Raw genomic sequence first — 15,480 nt, 5'->3', positions numbered from 1 at the left:
GGCGGCGGCACCGGATGACTTTCTCCGCCGGGCGGTTAACATGCCGGCCGGTGATCGAGGTCCGGGAGCAGCGGGTGGCGAGGTGGCGTGAGGCAGGGTGGGGGCGCGGCGCGTTTTGCGTCTGGCTTGCCTATGCCTTCGTGCTGCAGTTGTTCGTCGCGGGCATCGCGCTCGAGCGCTCCGCCGGCACGGCCATGGCCAGCGCGCCCGGCGGCAGTGCCCTGTGCGCCCGCAGCACCGGAGTTCCGGACAACACCCCGGAGTCGCCGCAGGCAGACCATTCCGTCTGCTGCGCCCTCTGCGCCTTCCATTCTCTGGCGCCGATCCTCCCGGTTGCCGCCGACGCCGGACGTCCTGTCGCGACCCCCGCGATTTCCGAGCGGGCAGCCGTTGCCGTCGCAGAGGGAAGTGGTCGCGACCGCCGCGAGCCGCGGTCCTCGCAGGGTCCTCCCCTCGGCGCCTGACCCCTGACGCCTTCGAAGGCCGAATCTGCCCCGCCTGCGCGGCCACGCCATTGCGTGTCCGGCTCGGGTGGCGGGCGGCTCATCAAGTCCAACCAGCAGGTTCATCCCGCCATGGGGCAGAAGCCCCATTGGCGCAACCAAGGAGCACCCATGTCCATTTTCCATCTCGCCCGCCGTGCCGTGATGGCCGCTGCCGTCGCCACCGTCGCCCTGACGGGCGCTGCCGTGGCGCACGACTACAAGGCCGGCTCGCTGCAGATCGACCATCCCTGGTCGCGTGCGACGCCGGGCGGCGCCAGCGTCGCCGCCGGCTATCTGGTGGTGAAGAACACCGGCGCTGCGCCCGACCGCCTCATCTCCGCCACCGTGCCGTTCGCCGGCCGGGTCGAGATCCACGAGATGGCCATGAAGGACGGCGTCATGGTGATGCGGCCCATCCCGGACGGTCTCACCATCCCGGCCGGCGGCAGCGTCGAGCTGAAGCCGGGCGGCTACCACATCATGTTCATGGACCTGAAGTCCCCGCTCAAGGAGGGCACCTCTGTGGACGGCACGCTGACCTTCGAGAAGGCCGGCAGCGTGCCCGTGAAGTTCACGGTGGAGGGCCTCGGCGCCTCCGGCAGCGCCCATCCCGGCCACTGAGGCGGGAAACACACGCGCACGATGCGCCGGTCCGGAAGGTACCGGCGCGTTTCGCCTCCGGGATCGCTTGACAGCGCGGAGGTGTTCGGTGCCTGCTGCACGTGCGAACGGTGCTCCGGTTGCCACGGCATCCGGAGTGAAACGGGAATGGGGTAGGGCCTGAACCTGCGCGTAAATCCGCCGGGGTGGCCCGAAGCCCCAACCGCCCCCGCGACTGTGAGCGGCGAGCGATCTTCCAGTATGCCACTGGCCACAGCCCCTAGGGCCGGCCGGGAAGGCGGGGGTGAGCGTAGACCCGCGAGTCAGGAGACCGGCCGATCGCATGATGATAACCCTCGGGCCGTCGGGTGAGACGGCAACGGAGACCAGCATGCATATCGAACCCGGACTCGTGGACGGGGCCAAGATCGGCCTCAGCTATGTCACGGCGGCCGCCGCCGGCGGCTATGCCCTGAAGCTTGCCTATGAGGCGGCGCGCGAGCGCGGCGTCCTCTCGCTGGCCGGCCGCACCCTCGCCACCACCGCGCTGGTGTTCAGCTTCTTCGAGGTGCTGCCGCACTATCCGGTGGGCGTCTCGGAAGTGCACCTCATTCTCGGCTCGACCCTGTTCCTGATGTTCGGCGCGGCTCCGGCGGCGCTTGGCCTCGCCTTCGGCCTGCTCGTCCAGGGCCTGTTCTTCGCGCCGTTCGACCTGCCCCAGTACGGGATGAACGTGACGACCCTGCTGGTGCCGCTGTTCGGCGTCGCCGCCGTCGCGCGCCGCATCGTGGCGCCGGGCACGCCCTATGTGGAACTGAAGTACGGGCAGGCGCTCGCGCTCTCCACCACCTATCAGGCCGGCATCGTCGGCTGGGTGGCGTTCTGGGCCGTCTATGGCCAGGGCTTCGCATCCGAGAACATCGCCTCGGTGGCGACCTTTGGTGGCGCCTACATGCTCGTCATCATCGTCGAGCCGCTGGTGGACCTTGCGGTGCTTGCGGCCGCGAAGGCGCTGCATGGCGCCTTCAAGGGCGGCAACCCGCTGCTGGAGCGCCGGCTCTACGACGCGGCCTGATCGCGCCCGCAACCCTCGGATAACAGAACGCCGGCGGTGCTCCCGCCGGCGTTCTGCGTTTCAGGGGGCTTCGACCTGTGGGGGCAGGGCGGCTGGGGCTTCCGGGTCCGGCACCAGATGGCGGAGCGGATCGAAGCCGCCCACATGGTTCGCCCAGGCAAGGCCAACGGCGAGGCCCTTGGCGTGGGGCAGCACATGGAAGGCGGCCGCCACCGCCACCAGTTCGCTGGCCGCAAGCTCGAGCGCCAGCGGGAGCTCGCTGATAAGCTCCAGAATGCCGCCCACCAGTGATCCGGCCAGCAGTGCCAGCGGGATTGCCAGGACCGGCACGGCATTGGTCACGCGGGCATGGCCCAGCGCCTCGCCGCAGTGCGCGCAGGAGTCCGAAACCTGCATCCAGCGCCCGAACAGGGCACCTTCGCCGCAGGCCGGGCAACGCCCGGACCAGCCACGCCGCGCCGCCGCCTCGATGGGGCGGGGTGGGTTGAAGCCGTTGGTGTGATAGAGCCGCCGCGGCGCGCCGCGCGCCGGATCGAACGCGGTGCGGGTGACGGTGCCGAATTCCGCCGACATGGCGGCGCGGGCGCGCGCGAGCGCCTCCGAAGACGCGTGAGATTGCGTGTCTGACATGAACGAAAACCCGAAGGGCCGCATGGGCGGCAGGGACCGGAGGCGTCGGGAGGCTCCCGCGCCGGTTCAGCTTTGGGTCACGTCACGGGAGGGCCACGCGCCTGGGCGCCGCGGGCTTGCTCGGCCGGCCGGCGTTCGCAGCGCGCGGGGAGGTGCGCGATGCGCCGGCCATCGGGCGCCGCGAGCGCGGGTTGCGGCTCCACGGCAAGGCCGGGCGCCGAGGTCAGAACACAGGCGTCGCAGGGATGGGCCTTGAGAACCGTTCCGGTGTCTGCGCCATTGAGGCAGAGGTCCGGCAGCGTGCCGTCCGGCAGCGCATAGGCCGCAAGATCGACCGGTGCTTCGGAGGAGGGCAGGGCGACAGGCTGATGGGCAAACCCGAGCGTCAGCTGCGCCAGCACGAAAAGTGCTGCAGCCGCCACCCGCAAGCCCTTGAATCCCAAACCGATGCCCATGCTCCGCTTGTGTGCAACGCGGCAGAAGGGGTCAAGCGCGTGAATCTACGCAGCGTCTCCCTGCCGCAGGCCGGCTCTGGACCTGCCTGAAGCAGCCGTTATGGTCGCCCGCGACCAGCCAGCGGAACGAAGCCCGAGGAACCGCCCATGACCAAGACCGTGACCCTTCCCAATGGCGAGACCGTGCCCGCCCTCGGCCAGGGCACCTGGTACATGGGCGAGCGTTCCACCGCCCGCTCCGCCGAGGCGAAGGCCTTGCAGCGCGGCATCGACCTCGGCCTCACCCTGATCGATACGGCGGAGATGTATGCCGACGGCGGTGCCGAGGAGGTGGTGGGGGAGGCCATTGCCGGGCGTCGGGACGAGGTGTTCCTCGTCAGCAAGGTCTATCCCCACAACGCCAGCCGGACCGGCGTCGCCGCCGCCTGCGAGCGCAGCCTGAAGCGGATGAAGACCGACGTGATCGACCTTTATCTCCTCCACTGGCGCGGCAACCATCCCCTGTCCGAGACCATCGCCGGCTTCGAGGCGCTCCAGAAAGCCGGCAAGATCCGCCTCTGGGGCGTGAGCAACCTCGACACGGACGACATGGAGGAACTGCTCGCGACCAAGGGTGGCACTGCCTGCGCTGCCAACCAGGTGCTCTACAACCCGGGCCGCCGCGGGCCGGAATTCGACCTGTTCCCGGAAATGCGGGCCGCGCGCATCCCGGTCATGGCCTACAGCCCCATCGAGCAGGCCCGCCTGCCGCGTGGCGGGGCGCTGGGCGCCGTGGCGAAGAAGCACGGCGTGGACCCGTTCCAGGTGGCGCTCGCCTGGGTGATGCGCAGCGGGGACGTCATCGCCATCCCCAAGGCGAGCCGCGTCGAGCATGTGGAGATGAATGCCGCCGCGCGCGATCTGGTGCTGGACGCCGAAGACCTCGCCGCCATCGACAAGGCCTTTCCCCCGCCGCGCCGCAAGGTGGGGCTGGAGATGCTCTGAAGCACTTTCAAGCGAAGTGGATGCCGGTTCGCGTGAAAATGCAGATGCTCTAGGCCGTTCGCGCGTCCGGATCGTAGGGCGCGGCGATGACCACCACGTCGGCGTCGGGTATGGCGGCGGTCAGTGTCTGGCGCAGGCCCTGCGTCACCGAGCTGACGTCGGCGATGGTGCGCCCGGGCGCAAAGCCCACCGTGATCTCCACATGGGCGACATTGCCGGACTTGCGGGTCCGAACGCCGATGAGCTGCTCGTAGCGATCGAAGTAGGCGGCGAGTGCGGCGTTGACCTTCATCTGGAGCGGCTCGGCCAGCGCCCGGTCGAGAAGGTCCGGCAGGGCTTCCGAGATCATGGCGCCGCCGATGGCCAGCATGAAGGCGGCGCCGATAAGCCCGCCGATATCGTCGGCGGCCAGCCCCACCTCGGTATGCGGCAGCAGCACGTCGAGGGCGACGCACACCACGACCGTCACCGAGGCGACTGCCTTGGCGATGCGGGCGCGGAACTGGCTGAGCACGATGATAGAGGTGCCCGCGCGCGTCGCCCGCCACAGCGGAACCAGCGGCGCCAGATTCGTGAACAGGTTGTAGACGACAAGCCCCAGGGCGGCGGCCACCCAGAATGGCGGCAGCGGCTCGGATTCGGTCGAGTCCATCACCTTGATGAGGATGAACACCGCCGCGAGCAGCAGCAGCACGCCGATGGCGGCCGCGAACATGCGCTCGAGCTTGCCGATGCCGAAATCGTAGAAATACATGCGGCCGCGATGGGCGGCGCGCAGCGTCACCAGCGCGAGGCCTTCCACCAGAAGCAGCAGGCCGCCGCGCAGGAGTTCCGCCAGCATGGCCAGCGAACCGATCCGCGACACGGTGATGAGGTAGGGCACGAAAACGCTGAAATCGAGAAGGATGGCGAACAGGATCGCCCGTTCCTTCTGGAGATCGGTCGCTGTGGGCACGCGCATCAAGCTTCGCCGTTCAGGCATGAGGAACGCGCGACCCTAACCGAGACGAGCAGGAGGCGGAAATACAATCATTTTCCGCCACGCATGACGAGCTTGTCGCCGCGGAACTCGAAGGCGTCCAGCCGCGACAGGAAGCTCATGCCGAGGAGGCTGGTGCGCAATGCGCCGGCGGGAGAGACGAGGGCGGGCACGTGCCGTTCGACGATGCTGCCGACGGTCATGGTGTCCAGCACCACGGCGGCGGCGCGCGTCCGGCCGGCGGCGGTGTCGACGGGTACGTCGTACTTCAGGAAATCCACCGGCAGGCCCACCGCCTGCGCCGCCTCGTGGGTCAGCACGACGGAGGAGGCTCCGGTGTCGACCAGCATGCTCACCCCGGAGCCGTTGATGCCGGCGCGCACCGCGAAGTCGCCACCCGCGCCGCGCGTCACCTCCACAATGCTCGTGCCGGTCTGCGCGAGATTGACCGCATAGCCCGGCGCGACCTCGGCCAGCACCTTGCGGCCGACCTGGGCGAGGGGGTCACGATAGGTGTAGCCGAGGGCCAGCAGCACCGCGAGCACCAGCCAGAAGGCGGCGGCCATGAGCGATTCGGCGATCCGGCCGCGAATGATGGACCACGCCGCCGCGCCCACGAACACGGCGATGGAAAGCTGCCCCACCAGCGCGCCAAACTTGTTGATGTCGATGCCCGCCACTTCGCCCTGCTCGTGGTTCACCGCGAGGATGACGCCGCCGGCGAACAGGCCGATCAGGAGGAGCCAGAGGAGACGGTCGCTGCGCATGGCGGCCTATTCCATGAAGGCGTCCGGCGCCGTCTGCCGGAGACGCGCCAGACGGTCGGGGAGGACGGCCATGATCCGGTCGCGCGCATCCGGGGAGAAGGAGGCCCAGCCGCCGATCTCGCGCAGCGTCCGCCCGCAGCCGATGCACAGCCCGCTCAAGGGCTCCACCGCACACACCTTGATGCAGGGCGTGACGATGGTGCCGGTGCGGGAAACGGTCCGGGTTTCTGACGGCTCGGTCATGGCTGCGCGGGCGGGCCCTCGGCTCCTTCCGGCTGAGGCGGGGCGGGAATCGCCGCTCGCCTACCGTCCGCCGAAGATAAGCACGCCGAGGAGGAACACAATCACCGCCACCTGCTGGGTGGCGCCCGCCACGTCGCCGGTCTGCCCGCCGATGAGGCGGCTCGACAGGCGCATCATCACCAGCAGCGCCAGCACCGGCCCGATCAGGCCGGCAAAGGCCGCGCCGATGCCGAACGCCGCCACCATCAGCACGCAGACGATGAGGGCGGCGACCAGGGCACAGGACAGCGCCGCCGCTTCCGAGGGCCGGCCGACGGACGCGCCCGCGCCGTCGGTGCGGGCCGGGGGCAAAGCGGCGATGAGCAGCACCCCGGCGGCGCGCGAGGCGGCTTCGCCGGCGATGAGGGCAAGGCCGGCGCGCAGCGGGCCGACCGACATGGCGAGCGCCTCCAGCGCGCCGATCCGCAGCAGCAGCCCCAGCAGGAGCGCGGTCCCGCCATAGGTGCCGATGCGGCTGTCGCGCATGATGGCGAGCTTGTGCGCACGGTCACGGCCGCCGCCCAGCCCATCCGCGGTGTCGGCCAGCCCGTCCTCGTGGAAGCATCCGGTGGCCAGCGCCAGCGCCGTCACCGCGAGCACGGCGGCAAGGAACGCCGGCAGCTTCACGGCCATGGCGAGGATCAGGATCAGCGCCCCGATCAGGCCGAGCACCGCACCGGCGATGGGGATCGCATAAGCGATGCGGTCGATGTCGGGCGGCGCGAAGGCGGTGTCATCCCGCGCCGGCAGCGGCAGGCGGGAATAGAAGCGCAGCGCGGCGGCGAGGTCCTGTCCGAGTGTTCTGGCCATCGGTTGGGGCTCGTCGCTCCGGGCGTTGCGAAGGGGCGGGGGCCCCGCCGCCTTTGGGAGCGCCAATTGCGGCGCAGGTCAAGTACCGCGCAGGTCAAGACCCGCGTAGGTCACGGCCCGGCGCACGCGATGCGCACGGCGGGCCTGCCCAAATCCCCGATCAGAAGGTGATGAGGCCGATCATCTGGCGGATGAGGCTCAGTTCCTCGCCGCTGGTGGGCGTGGTCTGCGACACGAAGTCGAACACCTTGCCGTCCTTCAGTCCGTACTGGGCGATGCGCGTCACGCGCTTGTTCTTGTCGAAATAGACCGCGAGCACCTTCTGCTCGGTGATCTCCGGCTTCAGGAAGGCGACGCGCTGCTGGGTCTGGGAGATGTAGAAGAAGGCGTCGCCGTTCAGCGTTGCGACGGTGGACGGCGTGCCGAGCACCAGCAGCACCTGTTCCTGGCTCGATCCGACCGGGATCTGATCCAGCGCGCCATCGGCCAGCACGTAGCCGCGCTGATAGGTGCGAACGACGCCGGAGAGCTGGCCGCCCGTGCCGTTCACGATCACCTGGTCGCAGCCCGCGAGCGCCATCCCGGCGAGCAAAAGGGCGGCGGTCCCCGCAAGGCCGAGCCTCCGGTTCCTGGTGGTCGGCGCGTTCCCCGTGCGTTCATGCCTCTTGTCTCGTGACGCCACACGCATCCCCATTTTTGTCCAGTGAACGGCGCCCCGGCGCGCCGCCTCGGCTACCGCCCCTTGCCATGCGGGCGAGGGCGCGTTACGCCGCTTGCCCGTTCAACTCCTCGCCGGACCTTGGCCCGGAAGCCGAAATGCTCAACCTGTTCCGCTCGTCAAAGCGTGCCAAGTCCCGCGAGACCATCGAGCGCCTGTATGGCGTGATCGTGGCACAGTCGCGGCGGGCGGAGTTCTACACCGACTTCGGCGTTCCCGATACGCTGGAGGGACGCTTCGAGATGGTGGTGCTCCACACCGTGCTCGTCTGCCACCGCCTGAAGGACGGCGACGATACCGCGCGCGCTATGTCGCAGGAGATTTTCGACGCCTTCGCCGCCGACATGGACAGCACCATGCGTGAGCTGGGCGTCGGCGACCTCACCGTGCCGAAGAAGATGAAGAAGATCGGCGAGGCCTTCTACGGCCGTGTTGCGGCATATGATACCGCACTGGCCGACCGCGGCAACGCGCTTTTGGCGCAAGCTCTCGCCCGCAATGTTCTCGGTACGGAAGAGACGGTGCCCACAGCAGCCCCCTTCGCGGCCTACGTTCGTGCCGCTGCGGACAGCCTTGCGGCAACGCCCTTTGAAACCTTCGCCCGCGGCGTGCTGGTGCTGCCGGCGCCCCAACTCAGGCCTGCTCCGGAGGCGGGACAATGAGCGATCTTCCTTATTCCCACATGATCTCCGTCGCCGACCTCCCGCCGCTCGGCCTTCACCTGAAGCTCGCGCCCGATGCCGCCGCCACGGCGGCGCTTGCGCGCTATGCGGGCGTGCTCCACGCCGAAGGGATCCTGGCGACGCTTCACCTGGTTCCGGAAGGCAGGGAGGGCGTGCGCGTCTCGGGCCGACTCACGGCGACTGTCCGCCAGACGTGCGGGGTGACGCTGGAGGCGTTCGACGCGCCGCTCGAGGAGGAAATCGACGTCCACTTCGCGCCCGCCGGCACCTACAAGCCCTCCGAAGAGGACGAGGAGAACGAGATCGACCCGCCTGACGAGATCGTGGACGGGCGGATCGATGTGGGCGCGCTGGTGTGCGAGTTCCTGGCCCTCGGCGTCGATCCCTACCCGCGCAAGCCCGGGGCGGTGTTCGAGCCGCCGGCGGAGGATCCCGCCATTTCGCCCTTCTCCGCACTCTCGCGCCTGAAGGACAAGGAGTGAGCGCACCTCGCCGCCCCGGAGCAGTTGCGATGGCGCCGCGACACGCTATTGTCCGCCCGCCGCAACGGCGACGGTAACGACGGGACATGCTTGCCGGGATTCCTGATCCCTCACCTTTTCCGCCAGGGCAGAGCCCGCCGCCATTCGATCGAAGCAGGGATTTACGCCGGAGATGACCGTACCCGTCCGCATCGCCGTCGACGCCATGGGCGGCGACCATGGACCCGAGACGGTCCTTGCCGGGGCGGAAATCTCGCTGGGGCGCCATCCCGACACAAGCTTCCTCCTCTATGGCGATGAGGCGCGGGTCCGCGAGGTTCTGAAGAGCCACCCCAAGCTCGCTGCCGCGTCCCGCATCATCCACACCGACGTTGTGGTCGGCATGGACGACAAGCCGAGCCAGGCGCTGCGCCGGGGCCGCTACAAGTCGTCCATGTGGAAGGCCATCGACGCGGTGAAGGTCCACGAGGCCGACGTTGCCGTGTCCGCCGGCAACACCGGCGCGCTGATGGCCATGGCCAATTTCAACCTGCGCACCATGCCGGGCATCAGCCGCCCCGCCATCGCCGCCATCTGGCCGACGTTGCGCGGCGAGACGGTGGTGCTCGACGTGGGCGCCTCCATCGGCGCCACCGCCAAGAGCCTCGTCGAGATGGCGATTATGGGCTCGGCCATGGCGCGGGTGCTGTTCGACATCGAGAAGCCGACCGTCGGCCTCCTCAACGTGGGCGTCGAGGAGATCAAGGGCGTCGAGGAAGTGAAGGAAGCCGCTCGCATCCTCCGGGAGGAGGGGGTGTCGGTGAACTATCACGGCTTCGTCGAGGGCAACGACATCGGCGCCGGCACGGTGGACGTGGTCGTGACCGAGGGCTTTTCCGGCAACATCGCCTTGAAGACCGCCGAGGGCACGGCCAAGCAGCTCGCCTCCTACCTGCGCTCGGCCATGAGCCGGACGCTGCGGGCGAGGATCGGCTATCTCTTCGCGCGCGACGCCTTCCGCGTGCTGAAGGAGAAGATGGACCCGCGCCGGGCCAATGGCGGCGTGTTCCTCGGCCTCAACGGCGTCGTCATCAAGAGCCACGGCGGCACCGACGCGGAGGGCTTCGCCGCCGCCGTCGACCTCGCCTATGACATGGTGCGCCACCAATTGCTGGCGCACATCGAACAGAGCCTCACCAGCCGCAGGCCTCCGGAGATTTCCGAGCGCCGGCCGGAGGCCGCAGGGGCGGAAGGACAATCGTGAGCGGTATCAGGTCCGTCGCCCGGGGCACCGGGTCCTATCTTCCCGAGCGGGTTCTCAGCAACGCCGAGCTCGCGTCGCGCATGGACACGTCCGACGAGTGGATCGTCCAGCGCACCGGCATCCGCCAGCGGCACATCGCTGCGGAAGGTGAATTCACCTCCCACCTCGCCATCAAGGCGGCCCAGCGCGCGCTGGATGCGTCCGGCCTCACCGCCGCCGACATCGACCTGATCATCCTCGGCACCGCGACGCCAGATCTGACCTTTCCGGCCACCTCGGTGACGGTACAGGCCGAGCTTGGCATCACCCGTGGCGCCGCCTTCGATGTCCAGGCGGTGTGCTCCGGCTTCGTCTTCGCCCTCGCCACAGCCGACGCCTATCTGAAGACCGGCGCCTTCAAGCGGGCGCTGGTGATCGGCGCCGAGACCTTCTCGCGCATCCTCGATTGGGAGGATCGCGGCACCTGCGTCCTGTTCGGCGACGGCGCCGGCGCGCTCGTGCTCGAAGGCGTGGACGCGGCGACAGCCGGCGATTCCGGTCTCCTGACGTCCCATCTGCGCTCGGATGGCCGCCATCGCGCCAAGCTCTATGTGGACGGCGGGCCGTCTACCACGGGCACGGCCGGCCATCTGCGCATGGAAGGCAAGGAAGTGTTCAAGCACGCGGTGGGCATGATCACCGACGTGATCGAGGACGCCTTCGCCGCCACCGGCGAGAGCGCCGCCAGCATCGACTGGTTCGTGCCCCATCAGGCGAACCGCCGCATCATCGACGCCAGCGCGCTGAAGCTGGGCATTGCACCGGAAAAGGTGGTGACGACCGTGGATCTCCACGGAAACACCTCCGCGGCCTCCATCCCCCTGGCACTTGATGTCGCAGTGCGGGATGGGCGGATTACCAAAGGTGATCTGGTGTTGCTCGAGGCAATGGGCGGCGGATTCACCTGGGGGTCGGCACTGATCCGCTGGTAGACCACATAATGCGTTGACCTTGCTCGGCTGGCGCGGCTAGTTTGCCGGACGCCGTTGCCCGCAGGCGCTGGGGTCTGTGGGAGGTGCGGCGTCGTATCCGTCACATTCGTGCAGCCTCAACTGTTAAGAATTGCTGCGTTTGCAAGGCTGGGCGGTCGCAGGGCGTTGGCGGCCGGTCCGAGCGCGCTTTCAGGGGTCGGGGAGACATATGGCTGGTCGGACCGTAACGCGGGCGGATCTGTGTGAGGCCGTCTATCAGCAGGTTGGACTTTCTCGCACCGAGTCTGCCCAGCTCGTCGAGATGGTTCTGAAGGAGATTGCGGACTGCCTCGCCCGCGGCGAGACGGTCAAGCTGTCTTCGTTCGGTTCCTTTGTCGTGCGCGACAAGGGCGAGCGCATCGGGCGCAATCCCAAGACCGGCCAGGAAGTGCCCATCGAGCCCCGCCGGGTCATGGTGTTCAAGCCCTCGAGCATTCTGAAGCACCGCATCAACGGCACCGAGCCGGACGGCGCCGACGAGGACTGATCCCCGTCGCCTGCCCGTGGACAGGATTTCGTAACCGATCGCGCGAACAACCGGGGACAAGCCCTTGCCGTGGCTTGTCCGCCTTTCCGCATGCGCCAATCGCACCTATGATTCCCGCACGGGCTCTGGGCGATTCGGTCGAACGAAGCGGGAGACAAGGTGGGCGACGCGCGCGAGACGGAGAAAGCTCCGGACGCCTTCCGGACCATCAGCGAGGTCGCGGACGAGCTTGAGCTCCCGCAGCACGTCCTGCGCTTCTGGGAAAGCCGCTTCACCCAGATCAAGCCGGTGAAGCGCGCCGGCGGCCGGCGATTCTACCGGCCGGAGGACGTGGACCTCCTGCGCGGCATCCGCCACCTGCTCTACACCGACGGTTTCACCATCAAGGGCGCCCAGCGCGTGCTGAAGGACCAGGGCGTGCGTTACGTCCAGGATCTCGGCATCGAGCGCGAGGTGGCCTCCATGCGCTCCGCGCGTCCGGCCCGCGCCGCAGGCGGGGAGGGCGTGACGTTTGGCGGCCTGCTCGGTCTGCTGCCACGCCGGCGCGGCAAGGGGCGGGGAGGGGAGGAGGATGTCCTTCCCGAGCTGCCCGAAAGCGCCGAGCTGCCGCTCCCCTTCCCCGATGCCGAGGCCGACCGGGATCTGGCCTCCGAGCCAGCCGCCCCCCCGAGGCCCCTGCGTGAAGGCAGCGCCCGTGGCGGCCGCTCGGAGCGGCTCGATCCCGCATTCGATGCCCCGCAGCGGGAAATGCCCCTGCGCAATCAGCCGCTTCGCGACAAACCCGAATTCGACGGATCGAGCCGCGCGCCTGATCGCGACAAGGCTCCCCCGGACCGCCGTCGCCCCGCAGAGGACGACCGCCGCGAGCCCTCGTTCGAGGCGGCCCGGAACGAGGCGGACGACTTTCCCGCCCGGCGCTCGGTCCCGCGGCACGATGCGGATATGGATCGCGACGCCGCTCCGATGCGTCGGAGTGATCCGGGATTGGAACCGCGGCTGGAACCGGGCGCCGAGCGTCATATGCGTCGCGATCGTTCCCACGCGGACATTGAGGCGGACCAGATGGCGAGCCGACGCGCGGAGCCGCCTCCGCCCCGCCGGGCCGCGCCGGAGGGGCATCCGGGCGAACGGCTCGAGCCTCAGCTGCGCCCCATGCAGCGGCCGAGCCGCGGGCCGGCGTCGCGTCTCGCCATGCCGGCCGACGATCAGGCGCCCCATTCGCCCGAGCTCGACGACCCGCTGCTGCCGTTCCTGGATGATTTTCCGCCTGCACCGCAGGTGTCCGAGCCCATCGAGGACCGCATCCGCCGCCTCAAAGCGCAGGATCGACGTCCGCCGCGCCCGCATGAAATCCCCGAGTACGACGCTCGCTACGACGCTCGGCCCGAAGCCCGCGACGAGGCCCCGCGCGCGCTGGAACCAAACCGCCCCGATCGCTCCGCGCCCTTGTCCCGTGAGCTGGAGGAATATCCGGGCCCGCCCGAGGATTTCATCCCCCGCCACGCCCGGCGGCCGGCGGCCGAGAATCGCGACTGGCTCGAGGCGGAGCCGCCCCCTCCGCGTGACCGCGATACGCGCGAGGGCCGGCTGCTGCGTGACGGCGATTGGCGCCAGACCGATTGGGTGGAAAGCGCGACCGTTGAACCGACAGCCTCGGACGCCGATCGGGGCATCGACTGGCAGGCCAGGGACCGTCAGGACGAGGATCGGGGGGACGAGGCGTGGCGGGACGACGGCCGCTGGGCGGCTGACGCACCTTCCGAACCGCCCCGCGCATTCCATGCCCCCTCCGCCCGTCCGGCCGATGACGAATGGCCCCAGGCCGCGCCATTGCCTGCCGAGGCGCCCGCCCCTTACCGACCGAACCCGAGAGCCGCCGAGCCGGAGTATTCCATGAACGACCAGGATCGGCCCCATGATCGGTCCGAGGATCGTTACGCCGATCGGCCGTCGGACCGGCGTGCCTTCGAGCGGCCCATGGACCGCCCACGCCGGCCGGACCCGCGCGCCAGTGAGGCGCGGCGCGAGCCGTCGCTAGGCGTCGCACCCGCCCCTGCGCCACGCGCAGGCGCGGAACACCCCATGAGGCGTGAACCCTACCCAACGGAATCGTACGGTCCGGGAGAGGTGTCGGCCCGCCTGCCCCGGTCGCCGGGCAGTTGGCAGGGCGAGGCCATGCGCCGCGCGATCGACGAGGAATGGGGCGAGGGCGCCCCGCAGGCCCTTCCCCGCGCCACGCGCGTCGGGCCGCTCATCGGCCCCATCAGCGAAGAAGGCGAGGGCGGGTTTCCCATGCCGGAGTCCGAACAACGGCTTCTGGCCGAGCGCATGGCCAGCCGGGGCTTAGCACCTCAGCCTGCCGCACCCGCGCAGGCCCAAGCGGCGTCGGTTCAACCGACGCGGCCGGCGGCCGAGGAGGTTGTCGTCAGCCCGCAGGCGGAGCCGAGCCAGAGGCTCCCCCGTGAGCCTTTGCGCCCCGGCCCGCCGGAACAGTATCTGCCGCCGCATCTTCGGTCGGAGCCGCGCGTGGTGGGCCAGCCGCCCATGGCGGCCCCGGTGCTCTCCCGCGACGACGTGCACCGGATGCAGTCGGCACTCTATGAGCTGGGGGAATGCCGTCGGCTGATGGAAGGGCTGACCGGACGGCGGGGCGAGGCCAGAGCGGCCGACTGACCAGCCATCATCGGGGTCGGGCAAGGACGGGCGCGAGGCGATCCCCAGGCACGCCCGGCCTTGCCTTCAAATCCGTCCGGTCACTCGACGACGGAGAGGGAAACGCGGGTGACGCCAGAGCCGGTAAAGCCGAGCTCCGACGCGGCCGCCTTGGACACGTCGATCACCCGGCCACGGACGAACGGCCCGCGATCGTTGATGCGGACCACGACGGCTTTTCCATTGCGAAGATTGGTGACACGCACCTTGGTGCCGAAGGGCAGGGAACGATGGGCGGCCGTGTAGGCCGTCGGGTTGAAACGTTCACCACTCGCGGTGCTGCGGCCTTGCCAATAGTAGGAGGCGATGCCGGTGGAGGTGTCCGCGTTCGCCATGTTCGGAACGGCCATGGAGGCCGGCAGGGACAGGGCGGCGCAGGACAGGACCACACGTATCTTCATCCGTTCAATCTTCCGTGTTGTTGAGGAAGATCGCCGAATGACCGCGCAATCAGGCCACATTGACACGGTTCGCCGGCGAAAGAGTGGCGATTCGTTCTCCTCTGCCACAATCTCGCCGCGATGTGACATCGAATAGCGCAGCCTACGGTGGTATCTTTATCCCGTTTGAATGATCCCTGGGGAGAGCGGCGCGCGCTTTGCACATTCGGTTCGGGAGGGGCTTGTCGGGGCCCCGGTGATGGTCTAAGCCTCCCCTCCACGTCGGAGCGTAGCGCAGCCCGGTTAGCGCACTAGTCTGGGGGACTAGGGGTCGGAGGTTCAAATCCTCTCGCTCCGACCATTCCATCCCGGCATTCGCAGTATCCCATCCCATTTGCGATCTGTGTGATGCTTGGGCTTGAGCCGCCTTCTAGCTCGGCCTTTTTTCTCCCTCCTGTCGCAATTGCTGAGCCCCCGAATGGGGGAGCTGTTGACGCGCGCGGCGGCGGCTGCCGGCTGCGCGCCTGCACCGGGCGCCGCCCATTGTTCACCTGATGCTTCAGGCGAATCGCGATTCGCATCTCTTTGCTGACGTAAGATTTTTTGCCGGAACCTCATTCAACCCTGCAGGGTCGGTGCGGCGGCAGGCCCGCGGGCCTTCGGGGCCAAGGACCGCTTCAGTCACGATGAAAACGCCG

At 69.1% G+C, this 15,480-nt stretch carries 17 protein-coding genes, 1 tRNA gene, 1 pseudogene and 1 riboswitch; of the genes and pseudogenes, 11 read left to right on the top strand and 8 right to left on the bottom strand.

Annotation, left to right across the window (positions count from 1 at the left end; translation table 11 throughout):
• The first annotated feature begins 14 nt into the window (after positions 1–14).
• The 3 genes from V5F74_RS15005 to V5F74_RS14995 all read left to right on the top strand — a co-directional run bounded on the left by V5F74_RS15005 (position 15) and on the right by V5F74_RS14995 (position 2,160).
• The gene (locus V5F74_RS15005; protein WP_374251899.1) at positions 15–464 is read left to right on the top strand and encodes a hypothetical protein; all 450 of its coding nucleotides are present in this window, start codon (positions 15–17) and stop codon (positions 462–464) included.
• A gap of 150 nt (positions 465–614) precedes the next feature.
• Entirely contained in the window at positions 615–1,106 is a 492-nt protein-coding gene (locus V5F74_RS15000; RefSeq protein ID WP_394008850.1) for a copper chaperone PCu(A)C, read from the top strand.
• Between the two features lie 91 nt (positions 1,107–1,197).
• Positions 1,198–1,439: riboswitch (cobalamin riboswitch) on the top strand.
• Between the two features lie 37 nt (positions 1,440–1,476).
• Positions 1,477–2,160, top strand: a complete 684-nt coding sequence (locus V5F74_RS14995) for an energy-coupling factor ABC transporter permease (RefSeq protein WP_374251901.1) — start codon at positions 1,477–1,479, stop codon at positions 2,158–2,160.
• Positions 2,161–2,220: 60 nt separating this feature from the next.
• Here V5F74_RS14995 and V5F74_RS14990 read toward each other — a convergent pair whose 3' ends face one another.
• Positions 2,221–2,790: a DUF983 domain-containing protein gene (locus V5F74_RS14990; RefSeq protein ID WP_394008848.1), complete on the bottom strand. Its 570-nt coding sequence runs from the start codon at positions 2,788–2,790 to the stop codon at positions 2,221–2,223.
• Positions 2,791–2,867: 77 nt separating this feature from the next.
• Positions 2,868–3,245, bottom strand: coding sequence for a hypothetical protein (locus V5F74_RS14985; protein WP_374251903.1), 378 nt, complete (start codon positions 3,243–3,245; stop codon positions 2,868–2,870).
• 147 nt (positions 3,246–3,392) lie between these two features.
• On the opposite strand from V5F74_RS14985, the gene V5F74_RS14980 reads away from it, so the two are divergent.
• The gene (locus V5F74_RS14980; RefSeq protein WP_394008846.1) at positions 3,393–4,229 is read left to right on the top strand and encodes an aldo/keto reductase; all 837 of its coding nucleotides are present in this window, start codon (positions 3,393–3,395) and stop codon (positions 4,227–4,229) included.
• A 49-nt stretch (positions 4,230–4,278) separates the two neighbouring features.
• On the opposite strand, the gene V5F74_RS14975 is transcribed toward V5F74_RS14980, so the two are convergent.
• The 5 genes from V5F74_RS14975 to V5F74_RS14955 form a co-directional block, all read right to left on the bottom strand.
• Entirely contained in the window at positions 4,279–5,190 is a 912-nt protein-coding gene (locus V5F74_RS14975) for a cation transporter (RefSeq protein WP_394008844.1), read from the bottom strand.
• 68 nt (positions 5,191–5,258) lie between these two features.
• The gene (locus V5F74_RS14970) at positions 5,259–5,975 is read right to left on the bottom strand and encodes a retropepsin-like aspartic protease family protein (RefSeq protein WP_394008842.1); all 717 of its coding nucleotides are present in this window, start codon (positions 5,973–5,975) and stop codon (positions 5,259–5,261) included.
• Between the two features lie 6 nt (positions 5,976–5,981).
• The gene (locus V5F74_RS14965; RefSeq protein ID WP_284145531.1) at positions 5,982–6,218 is read right to left on the bottom strand and encodes a DUF1289 domain-containing protein; all 237 of its coding nucleotides are present in this window, start codon (positions 6,216–6,218) and stop codon (positions 5,982–5,984) included.
• Positions 6,219–6,278: 60 nt separating this feature from the next.
• Positions 6,279–7,067 (bottom strand): adenosylcobinamide-GDP ribazoletransferase, encoded by a 789-nt coding sequence (gene cobS, locus V5F74_RS14960; protein WP_394008840.1) that lies wholly within the window; start codon positions 7,065–7,067, stop codon positions 6,279–6,281.
• Positions 7,068–7,227: 160 nt separating this feature from the next.
• Positions 7,228–7,647 carry an outer membrane protein assembly factor BamE gene (locus V5F74_RS14955; RefSeq protein WP_081837858.1) on the bottom strand — a complete coding sequence of 140 codons (420 nt, stop codon included), beginning with the start codon at positions 7,645–7,647 and terminating at the stop codon, positions 7,228–7,230.
• A gap of 236 nt (positions 7,648–7,883) precedes the next feature.
• On the opposite strand from V5F74_RS14955, the gene V5F74_RS14950 reads away from it, so the two are divergent.
• The 6 genes and pseudogenes from V5F74_RS14950 to V5F74_RS14925 form a co-directional block, all read left to right on the top strand.
• Positions 7,884–8,447 carry a ubiquinol-cytochrome C chaperone family protein gene (locus V5F74_RS14950; protein ID WP_374251906.1) on the top strand — a complete coding sequence of 188 codons (564 nt, stop codon included), beginning with the start codon at positions 7,884–7,886 and terminating at the stop codon, positions 8,445–8,447.
• Positions 8,444–8,950 carry a YceD family protein gene (locus V5F74_RS14945; protein ID WP_024279026.1) on the top strand — a complete coding sequence of 169 codons (507 nt, stop codon included), beginning with the start codon at positions 8,444–8,446 and terminating at the stop codon, positions 8,948–8,950. Before V5F74_RS14950 ends, V5F74_RS14945 begins: the two co-directional genes overlap by 4 nt.
• Before the next feature lie 172 nt (positions 8,951–9,122).
• A complete protein-coding gene (gene plsX, locus V5F74_RS14940) occupies positions 9,123–10,193 on the top strand; it encodes a phosphate acyltransferase PlsX (RefSeq protein WP_024279025.1) in 1,071 nt (356 codons plus the stop codon).
• On the top strand, positions 10,190–11,164 hold the full coding sequence (locus V5F74_RS14935; RefSeq protein ID WP_029558531.1) for a beta-ketoacyl-ACP synthase III: 975 nt from the start codon (positions 10,190–10,192) through the stop codon (positions 11,162–11,164). The genes plsX and V5F74_RS14935 overlap by 4 nt, the downstream gene beginning before the upstream one ends.
• 208 nt (positions 11,165–11,372) lie before the next feature.
• Positions 11,373–11,690, top strand: a complete 318-nt coding sequence (locus V5F74_RS14930; RefSeq protein ID WP_024279023.1) for an integration host factor subunit alpha — start codon at positions 11,373–11,375, stop codon at positions 11,688–11,690.
• Between the two features lie 159 nt (positions 11,691–11,849).
• Positions 11,850–12,128: pseudogene (locus V5F74_RS14925) on the top strand (MerR family transcriptional regulator); the annotation flags it as partial.
• 2,315 nt (positions 12,129–14,443) lie between these two features.
• On the opposite strand, the gene V5F74_RS14920 reads toward V5F74_RS14925, so the two are convergent.
• Positions 14,444–14,803, bottom strand: coding sequence for a septal ring lytic transglycosylase RlpA family protein (locus V5F74_RS14920; protein ID WP_024279021.1), 360 nt, complete (start codon positions 14,801–14,803; stop codon positions 14,444–14,446).
• A gap of 262 nt (positions 14,804–15,065) precedes the next feature.
• Between V5F74_RS14920 and V5F74_RS14915 the strand changes: the two genes are divergently transcribed.
• A tRNA-Pro gene (locus tag V5F74_RS14915) sits at positions 15,066–15,143 on the top strand.
• Positions 15,144–15,480: the final 337 nt, after the last annotated feature.

This window comes from Xanthobacter aminoxidans, from assembly GCF_043193615.1.
GTDB lineage: Bacteria > Pseudomonadota > Alphaproteobacteria > Rhizobiales > Xanthobacteraceae > Xanthobacter > Xanthobacter aminoxidans.
The sequence above is the reverse complement of the archived record's forward strand: the minus strand, read 5'-3'. Positions and strand labels throughout refer to the sequence as shown.